Raw genomic sequence first — 15656 nt, 5'->3', positions numbered from 1 at the left:
GGACGGCCCTTCTCCTTGCTCGAGCCGGCCCGAAAGCTCATGACGATAAGGCGATTCGGCGGACAAAAAAAGGGCGGCCCGCAGGCCGCCCTTTTGTTAAGGCTGAAATTCGCCGTCGTCAGACGGTTTCGGCTTCCAGCTGATCGAACTTCAGCTTGACCTTGCCGTCGTCGTCGAGGTCGATCGTGACCTTGCCGCCGTTCGCAAGCCGGCCGAACAGCAACTCGTCGGCGAGCGCCGAGCGGATCGTGTCCTGGATCAGCCGCGCCATGGGCCGTGCGCCCATCAGCGGATCGAAACCTTCGCCGGCGAGCCATGCCTTCAGTTCGTCGGTGAAGTGCGCCTCGACCTTCTTCTCGTGCAGTTGCGCTTCGAGCTGCATCAGGAACTTGTCGACGACGCGCAGGATGATCTCGTTGTCGAGCGGCTTGAACGAGATTGTCGCATCGAGCCGGTTGCGGAACTCCGGCGAGAACATGCGCTTGATCTCCGCCATCTCGTCGCCGGTTTCGCGCTTCGCCGAAAAACCCATCACCGCCTTCTGCATCGTCTCCGCGCCCGCGTTCGTCGTCATGATGACGATGACGTTGCGGAAATCGGCTTGGCGACCGTTGTTGTCGGTGAGCGAGCCGTGGTCCATGACCTGCAGCAGGATGTTGAAGATGTCCGGATGCGCTTTCTCGATTTCGTCGAGCAGCAGCACGCAATGCGGCTTCTTCGTGATCGCTTCGGTCAACAGGCCGCCCTGGTCGAATCCGACATAGCCCGGAGGCGCACCGATCAGCCGACTTACCGCGTGACGCTCCATGTACTCCGACATGTCGAAGCGCACCAGCTCGATGCCCATCGTGAAGGCGAGCTGCCGCGCGACCTCGGTCTTGCCGACGCCGGTCGGCCCCGAGAACAGGAAGCTGCCGATCGGTTTTGCCGGATTGCCGAGGCCGGAGCGCGACATCTTGATCGCCTTCGCGAGCGCGTCGATCGCGGCTTCCTGGCCGAATACGACGTTCTTCAGGTCGCGTTCGAGGTTCTTCAGTGCAGCCTTGTCGTCGCTCGAAACGGTCCGCGGCGGAATGCGGGCGATCTTCGCGACGATGTCCTCGATTTCACCTTTGCCGATCAGCTTGCGCTGCTTGGACTTCGGCAAAACGCGCTGGGCCGCGCCCGCCTCGTCGATGACATCGATCGCCTTGTCGGGCAGGTGGCGGTCGTTGATGTAGCGTGCCGACAGCTCGGCTGCCGACGAAAGCGCCGCGGATGAGTACTTGACGTTGTGATGTTCCTCGAAGCGGCTCTTCAGCCCCTTCAGGATCTCGACGGTTTCGGCGACGGACGGCTCCGAGACGTCGACCTTCTGGAAGCGCCGCGACAGCGCGTGGTCTTTCTCGAAGATCTGCCGGAACTCGGAATAAGTCGTGGCACCGATGCATTTCAGCTGACCGGACGACAGGGCTGGCTTCAGCAGATTCGACGCATCGAGGGTTCCGCCCGACGCGGCGCCCGCGCCGATCAGCGTATGGATCTCGTCGATGAAAAGGATCGCGTTGTGCGTCTCGCGCAACTGCTTCAAAACGGCCTTGAGCCGCTGTTCGAAGTCGCCGCGATACTTGGTGCCGGCGAGGAGGGCGCCCATGTCGAGCGCGTAGACCTGCGCTCCTTCGAGAATCTCGGGAATCCGTCCCTCGATGATGCGGCGAGCGAGACCTTCGGCGATCGCGGTCTTGCCGACGCCGGCTTCGCCGACGAGCAGCGGGTTGTTCTTGCGCCGACGGCAGAGCGTCTGGATCACACGCTCGAGCTCGCGGTCGCGACCGATCAACGGATCGATCTTGCCGACCAGCGCCTGCTGGTTCAGGTTCTGCGTGTAGTTTTCGAGCGCTCCGCCCGATTGCGCGGCCTCGGGCTCCTGTTCGCCTTGCTCGGATTCGCTCCGGTTCGGTGCGTTCGCGCCCTGCTGCGGCGTTTTCGCGATGCCGTGCGAGATGAAGTTGACGACGTCGAGCCGGGAGATGTTCTGCCGTTGCAGGAAATAGACCGCGTGCGAATCCTTCTCGCCGAAAATCGCGACAAGGACGTTCGCTCCGGTGACTTCCTTTTTGCCCGAGGACTGGACGTGCAGGATCGCGCGCTGAATCACGCGCTGGAAGCCGAGCGTCGGTTGGGTGTCGATTTCGTTCGTGCCTTCGACGCGCGGTGTGTGCTCGTTGATAAAGGTCGTGAGTTCACGACGCAGCTCATCCACGTTGGCGGCGCAGGCGCGCAAGACTTCGGCGGCGGAAGGGTTGTCGAGCAACGCGAGCAGCAGGTGTTCGACGGTGATGAACTCATGCCGCTTCTGTCGCGCTTCGACGAACGCCATGTGCAGACTGACTTCAAGTTCTTGCGCGATCATTCTCAGTTTTCCTCCATCACGCAGGCCAGCGGATGCTGGTGCTGCCGGGCAAACGACACGACCTGTTCCACTTTTGTCGCAGCGACGTCCTTCGGGAAGACGCCGCATACTCCCATGCCTTCTCTGTGCACTTGGAGCATCACCCTCGTTGCCCGTTCGCGGTCCATTCCAAAAAATTTCTGCAGCACGACTATGACGAAATCCATCGGCGTGAAGTCGTCGTTGAGCAGAAGCACCTTGTACAGCGGCGGCGGCTTTGTACGTGTGTGCTCTGCTTCGACGAGAAATTCGTCCTGCTTTTGGGTGGCCATGCAAATCATTCTAATGAACTCGAAGCAGAGTGCAACACGGCCGGCGACAGTTCGAATCTGGGGGTGGCGCAGTCGAAAAACAAGGCCTCCCTTATTGCGACGCAAGAACGGTTCCCGGGGCTGATTTCCTTTCGCGGCGGAGCGCAACGGAAGCACCGATTAATATTGATCCCGAATTTGTTGCAATGCGAAAAAAGGACATTCAAGAAACTGTTGACGCTCCTGGGTCAAGTGCGTAAAAGCAAAATAGTGCGACGTGGAAAGTTCAACGCTCCGGTGCCGCCTGACTCCGCTACGAACGTGGGTGCCAGTCGATGTCGGTCGTGTATTTCTGGGAGCACCGAAGGGGAGTTTTCCCCGTATTGTCAGAGAAAATTTGAAGGATTAAGGCAACATGGCAACTGGCACCGTTAAGTGGTTCAACGACTCCAAGGGCTTCGGCTTCATTACTCCGGATGATGGCAGCGAAGATCTCTTCGCACATTTTTCGGCGATCAGCATGAGCGGGTTCAAGACGTTGAAGGAAGGCGAAAAGGTTTCCTTCGAAGTCACCCAGGGCCCGAAGGGCAAGCAGGCCTCTAACATCCAGAAGGCCTGATGTCCTGACTCGGAGCACCGTTTCGCTACAGCGGGGCGGGCTTCAGAAACAAAGAGGCCGCCGGAGCAATCCGGCGGCCTCTTTAGTCTGGAAGTCGCGTCGATGTGACGGGCGTCAGCCCGCGAGCGAAATCACTTCAGCTTGATTTCCTTGTACAGCACGTGCTTGCGCACGACCGGGTCGTACTTCTTGAACTCGAGCTTGGTCGGGGTGGTGCGCTTGTTCTTCGAAGTCGTGTAGAAGTGACCGGTACCTGCGGTCGACTCCAGCTTGATTTTTTCGCGGGCGCCTTTGGCCATGTGACTCTCCGTGCAGTTGCTTCAGTTACGTGGCGAGACGATCAGACCTTCTCGCCGCGGGCGCGAAGTTCGGAAACGACCACATCGATGCCCTTCTTGTCGATGGTGCGCAGGGCGGCATTGGATACGCGCAGGCGGATCCAGCGATTCTCGGATTCGCTCCAGAACCGGCGGTTTTGCAGGTTCGGCAGGAAACGACGCTTGGTCTTGTTGTTCGCGTGGGAAACGTTGTTTCCCACCATCGGTGCTTTACCGGTCACTTGGCAGACGCGAGCCATATGATGCTCCAGGGGATTCGGGATTTCGGAAAACCTCGGATGCTATCGCAGAAAGGGGGCTCGACGCAAGAAAGTAATGCAAAATCAGTCCTTCGCCGCGGTCCGTTCCGCTTCCATCGGCGCCAGCAAGGCTTCGAGCGCGTGCTGCTCGGTGCGAAACGTCGCGAGCGGTCCGATCCGGCTCCACAGCTCGGTCCGTTGCATGACGTCGAGAACCTGCTTCTTCGCCCCGCAGAAAGCGAGCGTGAGGTTCGTGCTGCGAAAACGGTCGAGGAGCGCCGACAGCGTGTGCATTCCGGTCGCGTCGATCGTGTTGATGCCCGACGCGGAGACGAGTACGGCCGACACGGTGGGCTGGGCCTCGCTCGCCGCGATGACGGCCCGCTCGAAGGCGGCGGCGGTCACGAAAGTCAGGGGACTGTCGAAACGCAGGAGCACGATGCGGGGATCGGGGTGCTCGAGTCCGAAGCGCACGAGATCGCGGTAGGTGCCGTCGGGATGCAGCCCGAGGAGCGCGGTGCGCGGGCGCATGTCGCGGTACAACATCAGTGCGAGCGACAGCAGCAGTCCGGTGAGGATGCCATTCTGGATGTTCGGCGCGAATACGAGGGTGCTGACGAAGGTCAGTGTCGAGGCGAGCCCGTCGTCACGGCTGATCCGCCACGCCCGACCGAGGGCGCGGAAGTCCGGCAGGCTTGCGACGACGAGCAGGATGATCGCGCCGAGAACCGGTCGCGGAAGATGCCAAAGCAGCGAGGTGAGATAAAGCAGCGTGACAGTCACCGCGGCAGCGGCGACCAGCGAAGAAATTCCGGATCGTGCTCCCGTCGCGTAATTGAGGCCCGAGCGCGAGAAGGAGGCGCTTACCGGAAACGCGCCGCTCGCCGCCGAAGCGATCTTCGCGAGGCCCTGGCCGATCAGTTCCTGGTTCTGGTCCCAGTGATCTCCGGTTCGGCCCGAGATCAGTTTCGCGCTCGAAGCCGCTTCCATGAAGCTGACCAGCGCGATGACGAAGGCCGCCGGGAGGAGGGTGATGGCGGCATCCCAGTCGACGTCGGGAAGCGCCGAAACCGGAAGTCCGGCGGGGATCGCGCCCACCACCTTGCCGCCGTGCTCCGCGTAGCCGGTGACTGCGGAAATCGCAGTCGCGAGGACGACGACGATCAGTACCGCCGGGAGCTTCGGGAAAAAGCGCCTGGCGAGGATCAGGGTCAACAATGCGCCGCCGCCGAACAATGCCGACGGCAGGTGCAGGGTGTGGAGCTTGCCGGCGGCCTGCGCGAAGTCGGCGAGAAAGTGGGTCGTCTGCGGCATCGACAGACCGAGTACGGACGGCACCTGCGACAGGCCGATGATCAGTGCGGCCGCGTTGATGAAGCCCGTGAGGACCGGGTGGGACAGCAAGTTCAGCAGCCATCCCGTGCGCAACGCGCCGAGGGCGAGCTGGATGAGGCCCGACATCAGCGCGAGCAGGATCGCGAGCGACAGGAACTCGGGTGTCTCCGGCGGTGCGATCGCGAGCAGGCTTGCGCCGCTCAGCAGTGCGGTCAGTGCCGCCGGGCCCGTCGAGAGCTGCCCGCAGGAGCCGAACAGCCCGGCAACCATCGTCGGTAGCAATGCCGCGTATAGGCCGACGTGGGTCGGCAACGACGCGAGCTGAGCGTAGGCCAGCGATTGCGGAATCGCCACCAATGCGACGGTGATGCCCGCGATCGTGTCGCCCCGCAAGGACGCGGTCGACCACTGGCGACGCCATCCGAGAAAGGGCAGCAGTCGCTCGAGGCGCGGGAGCAGGGCCATCGAAATCGGGAGTTCACGCAGGGTGCGGCGGGAAGCGGATAGTAGCAAACCCGCCGCAGGCTCCGTCGCAACACGCCTGCGGCGACGAGGAAGGGGCGATTTTTCCCGATCGGGCTGCAGATCCTCGACGGACCGACGGCCTCATTCGTGCTCCCGCGGGCGGCTCCGGGTTCGCTTGCGTGAATGCTGACAAACTGCCTCCCGCGCGGTTAGTATTCGAAACGTTGTCAGACAACATTTCGAGTCGATGAACGCATCCCCGACAGCCAAGCGCACCTCGCGCCTCAGTGACGCAGTCGCCGAGCAGCTCGAGCGCTGGATCACCGAACAACACCTGACTAGCGGGACGCAGCTGCCGACGGAAAAGTCGCTCTGCGAACGGTTCGGGGTGAGTCGCGCGGTGATCCGTGAGGCGATCTCGCGACTGAAGGCGGATGGCTGCGTGACGACGCGCCAGGGCTCGGGCGCTTTTGTCGCGGCTCGGCCCGGGCAGGGCAGCTTCCGGCTGGTGCGGGATCCGGAACATTCGTCGTCGATTATGGCGGGTGAAATATCGGACATCTTCGAGCTGCGCTACCTGGTCGAGACCGGCGCGGCCGAGCGCGCGGCGCTGCGTCGCACCGCTGAAGATCTCGAGCGGATGCGCGCAGTGCTAGCGCGAATGCAGGACGCGTTGGTGGCGCAAGTCGACGCGGTCGGTGACGACGACGCGTTCCATGTCGCGATCGCGATCGCGACCCACAATCTGCAGATCGCGCGCTTCCAGGCGTTCATGGGTGCGCAGTTCTCGGATTCGCGCGCGCCGACGTGGAGCAGCGACGGCCACCGCAGCGGCCGGGCGCGGGAGGCGCAGGCCGAGCATGTCAGGATTTTCGAGGCGATCAGCCGCAGCGACGCGAAGGCGGCACGAGAGGCCGCGCAGGCGCATCTGGTGAGCGCCGCGCGTCGTCTCGGGCTGGATCCGCTGCTTTGGGCCGGCGACAAAACGGAGAGTACGCGATGAACATGGGTACCGAGGTGCTTGCGCCGGGCGAGCGCGATGCGGACTTCTCGGGCGTCGACAAGGCGGGGCTCGTGGAAGCGCTGGCGCGGGTGCTGCCGGCCGGCGCGCTGATGTACGACGCGGAGGACTTGCGTCCTTACGAGTGCGACGGGCTGTCCGCTTACCGGCAGCTGCCGCTGATCGTCGCGCTGCCGACGACCGAGGAGCAGGTCGTCGCGGTGCTGCGGACCTGTCACGAGATGCGCGTGCCGGTCGTCGCCCGAGGCGCCGGGACCGGCCTGTCGGGCGGCGCGCTGCCGCATGCGCACGGTGTCGTGCTGTCGCTCGCGCGCTTCAACCGCATCCTGCATCTGGACCCGCACGCGCGCACCGCGGTCGTGCAACCGGGCGTGCGCAACCTCGCGATCTCCGAGGCCGCCGCGCCCTACAACCTCTATTACGCCCCGGACCCCTCGTCGCAGATCGCGTGCACGATCGGCGGCAACGTCGCCGAGAACTCCGGCGGCGTGCATTGCCTGAAGTACGGCCTAACGGTTCATAACGTGCTGCGCGTGCGCGGCGTGACGATCGAAGGCGATGTCATCGAGATCGGGAACCACGGTCTCGACGCGCCGGGCTACGATCTCCTCGCGCTGATCAACGGCTCCGAGGGCATGCTCGCGGTGACGACCGAAGTCACCGTGAAGCTCACGCCGAAGCCGCAACTCGCGCAGTGCGTGCTCGCCGCGTTCGACGACGTCATTCGCGCAGGCGACGCGGTTGCCGAGATCATCGCGGCCGGCATCATTCCGGCGGGACTCGAGATGATGGACCAGCCAGCGACCGCGGCGGTCGAGCAGTTCGTCCACGCCGGCTACCCGCTCGATGCGAAGGCGATCCTGCTGTGCGAGTCGGACGGCACGCCCGAGGAAGTCGCCGAAGAGATCGCGCGGGTGCGCGCTGTGCTCAAAGCGGCCGGTGCGACCGAGATCCGCGTGTCACACGACGAGGCCGAGCGCGTGAAATTCTGGGCCGGGCGCAAGGCGGCCTTCCCGGCCGCCGGCCGTATTTCACCCGACTACTACTGCATGGACGGCACGATCCCGAGAAAGCGACTCGGCGAGATGCTAGAAGCGATCCAGGCGATGGAAGGCAAGTACGACCTGCGCTGCATCAACGTGTTCCACGCCGGCGACGGCAACCTGCACCCGCTGATCCTGTTCGACGCGAACCGGCCCGGCGAGCTCGAGCGGGCCGAGGCCTTCGGCGCCGAGATCCTCGAGCTGTCGGTCGCGCTCGGTGGAACGATCACGGGGGAGCACGGTGTCGGCATCGAGAAGATCAACCAGATGTGCAGCCAGTTCTCGCGGCCCGAGATCGCGACCTTCTTCCGCGTGAAAGCGGCGTTCGATCCGGCCGGCCTGCTGAACCCCGGCAAGGCGATCCCGACGCTGAACCGCTGCGCCGAGTACGGCCGCGAGCGCGTCAGCGCCGGTCACGTCCCGTATCCGGATGTTCCACGTTTCTGATGGACAAAGGCTCGATCCAGTTTCTGCTGGTAGTGGTGCCGGTGCTGTCGCTGGTGGGCTCTTGGCTCGCGCTGAAGGCGGTCGGCGACCGTCGCGCGCGCAAGCCGGACGGACGAAAGATGGACGGCGCAAAGGACAAGGCGAAGGACGAATGAGCGATTTGATCGAACAGTGGCGCGAGCGCGTGCGCGCCGCCGTTGCCGCGAATGCTCCGCTGGAGCTGCGCGGCGGTGGCACGAAGGCTTTCTATGGGCGCAAGCCGGCCGGCGACGTGCTCGACACGCGGGCGCACTGCGGCGTCGTCAACTATGAGCCGACCGAGCTCGTCGTCACCGTCCGCGCCGGCACGCCCCTCGCGGAGCTCGAAGCGCTGCTCGCGGAGCGCAAGCAGATGCTCGCCTTTGAACCACCGCATTTCGGCGAAGGTGCGACGATCGGCGGCTGCGTCGCGGCCGGTCTCTCGGGGCCGCGTCGCGCGACTGCGGGCGCAGTGCGGGATTTCGTGCTCGGCGTGAAGATTCTCGACGGACGCGGCGAGGTGCTGTCGTTCGGCGGCCAGGTGATGAAGAACGTCGCGGGCTACGACGTTTCGCGCGTGATCGCGGCCAGTCTGGGCACGCTCGGGCTGATCCTCGACGTGTCGCTGAAGGTGCTGCCGCGCCCTGTCGCGGAGACGACCTTGCGCTTCGAACTGAACGAGGCCGACGCGATCGCCCGCCTCAACGAATGGGGTGCGCAGCCGCTTCCGCTGTCGGGCTCCGCGTGGCACGAGGGGACCTTGACGCTGCGATTGTCGGGTGCCGAGGCCGCGGTGCGCGCCGGCGAGCGCAGGCTGGGCGGCGAAGCGTTGCCGGCCGCCGTCGCTGACGCGTTCTGGCGCAGCGTGCGCGAGCAGGATGACGGGTTCTTCGCGTCGACGGCGACCGGCGCCGAAAGCGTTCTGTGGCGCCTGTCGCTGCCCAGCTCGGCTGCGCCGCTGAAGTTGCCCGGGTCGCAGTTCATCGAATGGGGCGGGGCACTGCGCTGGCTGCGGTCGGACGCGCCGGCCGCGAGCCTTCGCGAGCGCGTCGCGAGCCTCGGCGGCCATGCGACGGCGTTTCGCGGGGGCGACCGCGAAGCAGACATCTTCCAACCGCTGCCGGCGCCGCTGATGGCGATCCACCGGCGCCTGAAGACCGCGTTCGATCCGGTCGGCATCTTCAATCCGGGCCGCCTCTACCACGGACTCTGACATGCAGACCCAGCTTGCCGATTTCATCAAGGACACGCCGGAAGGGCGCGAAGCCGAGGCCATCCTGCGCAATTGCGTGCATTGCGGCTTCTGTACCGCGACCTGTCCGACCTATCAGCTGCTCGGCGACGAACTCGACGGCCCGCGCGGACGTATCTATCTGGTCAAGCAGTTGCTCGAGGGGCACGACGTCACCGAGAAAACGCAGTTGCACCTGGACCGCTGCCTGACGTGCCGCTCGTGCGAAACGACCTGCCCGTCCGGCGTGCATTACAGCCGTCTCGCGGATATCGGCCGGAACATCATCGAGCAGCGCGTCCCGCGCACGGGCGCCGAGCGCGCGAAACGCTGGGCGCTGCGCGAACTGGTGCCGCGTGCTGGGCTCTTCGGGGCGGCGATGAAGGCGGGCCGCCTCGTGCGGCCGCTGCTGCCCGCCACGCTGCAGGAAAAGGTGCCGGACGCGCGGCGGGCGGGGCCGTGGCCCGCGCCGCGTCACGCGCGCCACATGATGGCGCTCGCCGGCTGCGTGCAGCCGTCGATGGCACCGTCGATCAATGCGGCGGCCGCGCGCGTGCTCGATGTGCTCGGCATTTCGCTTGTCGAGCAGCCGGGGGCGGGCTGTTGCGGCGCGGTGCGCTACCACCTCAACGACCAGGACGGCGGGCGCAACGACGCGCGGCGCAACATCGACGCGTGGTGGCCGGCCGTCGAGCGCGGCGAAGTCGAGGCGATCGTGATGACCGCCTCGGGTTGCGGCGTGCAGGTCAAGGATTACGGCCATCTGCTTGCGCAGGACCCGGCCTACGCCGACAAGGCGACGCGGATCGCGGCGCTGACGCGCGATCTCAGCGAGGTGATTGCCGCCGAGGCGGATCGGCTCGAAGCGCAACTGCTGAAGCGCCGTGGTGAGCGCCGGCGCGTCGCCTTCCAGTCGCCGTGCACGCTGCAGCACGGGCTGAAGATCCGCGGCGGCGTCGAGCGCCTGCTCACCGCCGCGGGCTACGAGCTCGCCCCGGTGCGCGACGGGCATCTATGCTGCGGCTCGGCCGGGACGTACTCGTTGCTCCAGCCGGAACTGTCGCATGAGCTGCGCGAAAACAAGCTCGCAGCGCTCGCTGAAGGCGGGGCGACGTTGATCGCGTCCGCCAACATCGGCTGCATGACTCACCTGCAGGCGGGGACGGCGACGCCGGTGCGGCACTGGGTCGAGCTCGTCGACTGCCGGCTGAACGGGTTCCCGCTCTGACACGCGGGTAGCCGACGGGTCGAAATCCCCCGCGCGTACTCCATTCGCGTTTTGCAGCCACCTGCCGGGCGCGGGGAGGCGGAACCGGCCCGCGCGCATGCCTCGGCGTACGGCGCGCAGCAGTTTCCGGGTCTTTCAGTCGCGCGGATTGTTCGCGACGAGCATTTTCGCGTCCGCTTCGGCGACCTTCGTCTCCTCCTGGTTCGTGCAGATTCCCGACAGGCTGACGATGCCGCCGTCGTGCTTCGGCTTATCCAGCCGCTCGGTCACGGTCCAGACGATTCTCAGCGTGTCGCCCGCGCGCACCGGCGCGGTGAAGCGGGAAGTGTGTTCGACATAGGCAATGGCGGTCCCATGGAACACCATGCCGAGTTGCGCCGCCATGAACGACGTCGTGATGTAGCCGTGCGCGATGCGGCTGCCGTAGCGGCTCCGCGCGGCGACCTGCTGATCGACGTGAAGGGGATTGAAGTCGCCGAAGAGGCCCGCACTGAGGACGAGGTGCGTCTCGGTGACGGTCATCGAGGTCTCGAAGCGGTCGCCGATATCGACTTCGTCATAGCCGCGTCCCGGGTGCATGCGTATCTCCTTCGTAATAGAGAGCGAATTATTGCGTGACGGAATTCACGCGCCCTTGCGTAACAAAATGGCATTTCTGCGCTATCGTGCCATCACCGTCGGTATGATGGCCGCCACTCGAATTCAGTCGCTTTCATGCCGCTTTTTGTCGAAACCTGCGTTGCGCGCCATGCCGGTGACCGGAGCGAGCAGCAGGACCGCGCCGCCATATTCGCACACCCGTCGCAGCGGGGGACGATGATGGCCGTGCTCGCCGACGGGACGGGAGGGCACAGCGGCGGCGCACTCGCGGCCGAGCAGGTCGTGCTCCAGGCAAAGCGGAGTTTCGAGTCATATGTACCCGACAGTGCGACTCCCGCACAACTTCTCGAAGGCATTATCGGCGACGCGCACCGCTCGATCCGTAGCGCGCGCTCCGCTACCGATCAGGAGCCGCACTCCACCGCAGTCGCGCTCGTGCTCCAGCCGAATCGCATCAGCTGGATACACTGTGGCGATTCCCGGTTGTATCACTTTCGAGATAGGCGCACGCTGAGCCGCAGCCAGGATCACTCCCTCGTCGCCGAGTTGCAGCGCCGCGGACGCCTCGACGACGTGGGGGCCCGGTTTCACCCGCGCCGGCACGTGCTGCTGTCCTGCCTCGGCAGCGAGCATCCGCCGCAGACCGCGCTTGCGGCGCCGGTTCGTCCGAGGGCCGGCGACTGCTTCCTGCTCTGCTCCGATGGCCTGTGGGCCCACTTTCCCGATGAAGAACTCGCGCAGACGATCGCGTCGCTACCCGCCCGGGCCGCGGCGGAGAAACTCGTACGCGACGCGCGCAAGCGGGCGGCCGGGACCGGTGACAACATTTCTCTGGTGATCATCAGGCTGAACGACGCGGAAGCGGCCGACGCGCCGTCATAGACGCAGCCAGTTGCGTCGCCAGAAGACCGCTGCCATCACGAGTGCCACTCCTCCCATTATCCCCATCGCCATGTAGAAACCGTTGCCGCGTCCGATGAGGGGCATCCACTGGAAGTTCATGCCGAAAATGCCGGTGATCAGCGTGGCCGGCAGGAACAGCGTGGTCAGCACGGTCAGGATGCGCACCTCGACGTTCAGGCGGTTACTGACCGACGACAGGTAGATGTCCATCAAGTCGCTCAGAAGCTCCCGCACCGCGTCGAGCGTTTCGACGACGTGGATCGTGTGATCGTGGAGGTCGCGCAGATAGAGCCGCGTCTCGTCGCGGAAGAACTTGCTCTCTCCGCGAATGAGGCCGTTGAGCACCTCGCGCAGCGGCCAGATCGCGCGGCGCAGCATATGGGTGTCGTGCTTGACGAGGTTGATCGTTCTCAACAGCGATGGAGTCGGGCTCGCGAGCGCGTCGTCTTCGAGATCCTCGGCGGTATCTCCCAACTTGTCGACGACGACGAAGTACTGGTCGACGATCGCATCGAGCAGCATGTAGGCGAGATAGTCGCTGCCGTGCCGCAGCAGCGGCGATTGCGGCGACCGCAGCCGTTCGCGGACGGGCGCAAACCGCCCGCTATGGCGTTCCTGAAAGGTCAGGACGAAGTCCTCGCCGAGCACGATGCTCACTTGGTCGGACGTCAGCGTGCGACTCTCCGCGTCGTATTCGAACACCCGCGCGACGCAATATAGATAGCTGCCGTAGTCCTCGATCTTCGGGCGCTGATGCGTGTTGAGGATGTCTTCGAGCACGAGCGGATGCAGGTGGAAGCGGCGGCCGATCTCTCCGAGGATTTCAGGGTCCTGTAGCCCGTACACGTTCAGCCATAGCCTCGCGCGGCCGCGGCGGTACTGGCGCGACTCGGCAACGCTCTCGAAGCTGCGTTCCTCGATTCCCCCTTCGTCATACGCAATCAGGGAGATCTGAGGGTGTTCGGTCTTGACGTCGCCGACATGCACGAGCGTGCCGGGAGGCAGCCCGGCTTTCGCAGGGGTCAGCGACTTTGCTTTGCGGCGTTTGCTGCCGGGGCGTTTCGTAGCCATGTGGTGCATCGCAAAAAATGAGGTTGCGTCCGGGCCGGGTATCAGTATTATCCCCTATGCGCTGCATTTCGCCGATCCGGTGGGATGCAACAAATTGACATAAGAACGATAGGGTGACGGCGCAATTACCCGTAGATTTATTGTGGATCAGGGGGAGGGCCGACGGTCGATTCCCGGGTAGCGCATCTTCGCGCAACCCGGTATCCGTCGTCTGCCGATGGTGATCCATCCGGATTTCCTAACACCAACCAGTCAGGGAGAATGGCCAATGCCTCTGTTGATCGGAGTGCCTGCGGAGACCGTTCCGGGCGAGCGACGCTTGTCGATCGTGCCGGACGTGGTCAAGCGATACATCGGCCTTGGCGCGCAAGTGATGATGGAGTCTGGCGCCGGCCAGCCCGCGCACTACCGCGACGAGAGCTTTTCGGATGTGAAGATGGCAGCGTCGGGCGATGAAGTCGCGTCGGCCGCCGACGTCGTCTTCTGCGTACAACCGCCGTCCCCGGAGCGGATTGCTGCGATGCGGGAAGGCGCGGTGCTGATCGGAATGCTGCAGCCGTGGTCCGACGCCGAGCGCGTGAAGCTGCTTCAGGAAAAGCGCATCACTTCGTTCGCGATGGAGCTGCTGCCGCGGATCTCGCGTGCGCAGAGCATGGACGTGCTGTCGTCGCAGGGCGCGGTGTCGGGCTACGAATGCGCGCTGATCGCCGCCGACCACAGCCCGAAGTTCTTCCCGATGCTGACTTACGCCGCCGGCACGATCCGCCCGGCGAAAGTGCTCGTCATCGGCGCGGGCGTCGCGGGCCTGCAGGCGATCGCGACCGCGCGCCGGATCGGCGCGATGGTCGAAGCGTATGACGTGCGTCCCGAGACGCGCGAGCAGATCGAGTCGCTCGGCGCGAAGTTCGTCGACACCGGCGTCTCGGCGGCGGGGACCGGCGGCTACGCGCGTGAACTCACCGACGAGGAAAAGGCGAAGCAGGCCGAACGGCTCGCGAAGGCGGTCGCACAGTGCGACGCGCTGATCACGACCGCGGCGATTCCGGGCAAGCGCGCGCCGAAGATCATCACCGCCGACATGGTCGCGCGGATGAAGCCGGGCGCAGTGGTCGTCGACATGGCGGCCGAGACCGGCGGCAACGTCGAGGGCACGGTCGCCGGCGAGAAGACCTGGATCAACGACGTGCTCGTCATCGGCCCCACGCACATCCCGAGCCGCATGCCCGTCCATGCGTCCGAAATGATCGCGAAGAACCTGTTCAACTTCCTGTCGCCCTTCATCGAGGACGGCGCGCTCGCGCTCGACTGGGAAGATGAAGTGATCAAAGGTGCCTGCCTCACCCACCAGGGCGAAGTCAGGCATGCGGGCGTCAGTCAGGTGCTGGGCATCGTGACCGAAACGGAGGTGGCATAAATGGAAGGCATTGCAGCGCTGTATATCTTCATGCTGGCCGCGTTCACCGGTTACGAGGTGATTTCGCGCGTGCCGGTGATTCTTCACACCCCGCTGATGTCGGGTTCGAACTTCGTCCACGGCGTCGTGCTCGTCGGCGCGATGGTCGTGCTCGGCCACGCGGATCCGGAGGATCCGGTGCAACTCGCGATCGGCTTCGTCGCGGTGTTCCTCGGCGCGGCGAACGCGGCCGGTGGCTACGTCGTCACCGAGCGCATGCTCGCGATGTTCAACAAGGGCGGCGCGAAAGCCGCGGCGAAGGAGGGCGCATGATGGGCGCTAACGTTCTGGTCGACCTGTCGTATTTCGTGGTCGCGGTCGTATTCATATTGGGATTGAAGGCGATGAGCTCGCCCGTCACCGCACGCAAGGGCATCGTCTGGGCCGGCGCAGCGATGATCGGCGCGACGCTCGTGACCTTCGCGACGCCGGGCCTCGGGAACCACGGGTTGATGATCACCGCGATCGTGCTCGGCGGTGCGCTCGCGACGTGGAGCGGCCGCGCGGTGAAGATGACGGACATGCCGCAGATGGTTGCGATCTACAACGGCATGGGCGGCGGCGCGGCGGCGGCCATCGCGGCGCTGGAATTCGCGCGCGGCGCGGTGCATGGCCCGGGCGCGGCGACGCTCGCGGTGCTCGGCGCGCTGATCGGTGCGGTGGCGTTCTCGGGTTCGTGCATCGCGTTCGCGAAGCTGCAGGGCATCATGAAAAAGGCGTGGCGGCTGCCGCAGCAGAACGTTGTCAACGTCGCCCTCGCGGCGCTCACGGTCGTGCTCGGCGCGGCGATCGTCGCGACCGCGACGCCGACCCCGGCGCTCGTCATCGCGTTCTTCATCGCTGCGCTCGCGCTCGGCGTGATCCTGACGAGCCCGATCGGCGGCGCCGACATGCCGGTCGTGATCTCGCTGCTGAACGCCTTCACCGGTCTCGCGGTCGGCTTCGAGGGCTTTGTGCTCGGCA

The 15656-nt window shown here is 65.1% G+C and carries 17 protein-coding genes; 10 read left to right on the top strand and 7 right to left on the bottom strand.

Annotation, left to right across the window (positions count from 1 at the left end):
• Positions 1–118 precede the first annotated feature (118 nt).
• Together clpA and clpS are read right to left on the bottom strand one after the other, a co-directional pair.
• Entirely contained in the window at positions 119–2392 is a 2274-nt protein-coding gene (gene clpA / locus ROZ37_RS21400) for an ATP-dependent Clp protease ATP-binding subunit ClpA (protein WP_312662717.1), read from the bottom strand.
• 2 nt (positions 2393–2394) lie between these two features.
• Complete coding sequence (gene clpS, locus ROZ37_RS21395; RefSeq protein ID WP_312662716.1) at positions 2395–2703, bottom strand: ATP-dependent Clp protease adapter ClpS; 309 nt, start codon at positions 2701–2703, stop codon at positions 2395–2397.
• A 394-nt stretch (positions 2704–3097) separates the two neighbouring features.
• Between clpS and ROZ37_RS21390 the strand changes: the two genes are divergently transcribed.
• The gene (locus ROZ37_RS21390) at positions 3098–3301 is read left to right on the top strand and encodes a cold-shock protein (protein ID WP_312662715.1); all 204 of its coding nucleotides are present in this window, start codon (positions 3098–3100) and stop codon (positions 3299–3301) included.
• A gap of 131 nt (positions 3302–3432) precedes the next feature.
• On the opposite strand, the gene rpmG is transcribed toward ROZ37_RS21390, so the two are convergent.
• The 3 genes from rpmG to ROZ37_RS21375 form a co-directional block, all read right to left on the bottom strand.
• On the bottom strand, positions 3433–3600 hold the full coding sequence (gene rpmG, locus ROZ37_RS21385; RefSeq protein WP_312662714.1) for a 50S ribosomal protein L33: 168 nt from the start codon (positions 3598–3600) through the stop codon (positions 3433–3435).
• A 41-nt stretch (positions 3601–3641) separates the two neighbouring features.
• Positions 3642–3878: a 50S ribosomal protein L28 gene (rpmB, locus tag ROZ37_RS21380; RefSeq protein ID WP_011238351.1), complete on the bottom strand. Its 237-nt coding sequence runs from the start codon at positions 3876–3878 to the stop codon at positions 3642–3644.
• Between the two features lie 84 nt (positions 3879–3962).
• Complete coding sequence (locus ROZ37_RS21375; RefSeq protein WP_312662711.1) at positions 3963–5678, bottom strand: SulP family inorganic anion transporter; 1716 nt, start codon at positions 5676–5678, stop codon at positions 3963–3965.
• 247 nt (positions 5679–5925) lie between these two features.
• Here ROZ37_RS21375 and ROZ37_RS21370 point away from each other — a divergent pair, with 247 nt between their 5' ends.
• The 5 genes from ROZ37_RS21370 to glcF are packed head-to-tail and all read left to right on the top strand — an operon-like array spanning position 5926 to position 10666.
• On the top strand, positions 5926–6681 hold the full coding sequence (locus tag ROZ37_RS21370; RefSeq protein WP_312662709.1) for a FadR/GntR family transcriptional regulator: 756 nt from the start codon (positions 5926–5928) through the stop codon (positions 6679–6681).
• Positions 6678–8189, top strand: coding sequence for an FAD-linked oxidase C-terminal domain-containing protein (locus tag ROZ37_RS21365; RefSeq protein WP_312662708.1), 1512 nt, complete (start codon positions 6678–6680; stop codon positions 8187–8189). Before ROZ37_RS21370 ends, ROZ37_RS21365 begins: the two co-directional genes overlap by 4 nt.
• The gene (locus ROZ37_RS21360) at positions 8189–8344 is read left to right on the top strand and encodes a hypothetical protein (RefSeq protein ID WP_312662707.1); all 156 of its coding nucleotides are present in this window, start codon (positions 8189–8191) and stop codon (positions 8342–8344) included. Before ROZ37_RS21365 ends, ROZ37_RS21360 begins: the two co-directional genes overlap by 1 nt.
• Entirely contained in the window at positions 8341–9420 is a 1080-nt protein-coding gene (gene glcE, locus ROZ37_RS21355) for a glycolate oxidase subunit GlcE (protein ID WP_312662705.1), read from the top strand. Before ROZ37_RS21360 ends, glcE begins: the two co-directional genes overlap by 4 nt.
• A gap of 1 nt (position 9421) precedes the next feature.
• The gene (glcF, locus tag ROZ37_RS21350; protein ID WP_312662703.1) at positions 9422–10666 is read left to right on the top strand and encodes a glycolate oxidase subunit GlcF; all 1245 of its coding nucleotides are present in this window, start codon (positions 9422–9424) and stop codon (positions 10664–10666) included.
• Positions 10667–10801: 135 nt separating this feature from the next.
• Here glcF and ROZ37_RS21345 read toward each other — a convergent pair whose 3' ends face one another.
• A complete protein-coding gene (locus tag ROZ37_RS21345; RefSeq protein ID WP_312662701.1) occupies positions 10802–11245 on the bottom strand; it encodes a MaoC family dehydratase in 444 nt (147 codons plus the stop codon).
• A gap of 135 nt (positions 11246–11380) precedes the next feature.
• Here ROZ37_RS21345 and ROZ37_RS21340 point away from each other — a divergent pair, with 135 nt between their 5' ends.
• Positions 11381–12148 (top strand): serine/threonine-protein phosphatase, encoded by a 768-nt coding sequence (locus ROZ37_RS21340; protein WP_312662698.1) that lies wholly within the window; start codon positions 11381–11383, stop codon positions 12146–12148.
• On the opposite strand, the gene corA is transcribed toward ROZ37_RS21340, so the two are convergent.
• On the bottom strand, positions 12143–13240 hold the full coding sequence (gene corA / locus ROZ37_RS21335; RefSeq protein ID WP_312662697.1) for a magnesium/cobalt transporter CorA: 1098 nt from the start codon (positions 13238–13240) through the stop codon (positions 12143–12145). The two genes, ROZ37_RS21340 and corA, sit on opposite strands and share 6 nt — an antisense overlap.
• Positions 13241–13508: 268 nt before the next feature.
• Between corA and ROZ37_RS21330 the strand changes: the two genes are divergently transcribed.
• The 3 genes from ROZ37_RS21330 to ROZ37_RS21320 all read left to right on the top strand — a co-directional run.
• Positions 13509–14654: a Re/Si-specific NAD(P)(+) transhydrogenase subunit alpha gene (locus ROZ37_RS21330; protein WP_312662696.1), complete on the top strand. Its 1146-nt coding sequence runs from the start codon at positions 13509–13511 to the stop codon at positions 14652–14654.
• Positions 14655–14966 carry an NAD(P) transhydrogenase subunit alpha gene (locus ROZ37_RS21325; protein ID WP_312662693.1) on the top strand — a complete coding sequence of 104 codons (312 nt, stop codon included), beginning with the start codon at positions 14655–14657 and terminating at the stop codon, positions 14964–14966. It abuts the gene before it with no gap.
• A partial coding sequence (locus ROZ37_RS21320) for an NAD(P)(+) transhydrogenase (Re/Si-specific) subunit beta (RefSeq protein WP_312662691.1) occupies positions 14966–15656 on the top strand: 691 nt, incomplete at its 3' end. The genes ROZ37_RS21325 and ROZ37_RS21320, both read left to right, overlap by 1 nt.

The organism is Aromatoleum sp. (genome assembly GCF_032027225.1).
Taxonomy (GTDB): Bacteria; Pseudomonadota; Gammaproteobacteria; order Burkholderiales; family Rhodocyclaceae; genus Aromatoleum.
Note: the sequence above shows the minus strand (reverse complement) of the source record. Positions and strands in the feature narration are given on the sequence as shown.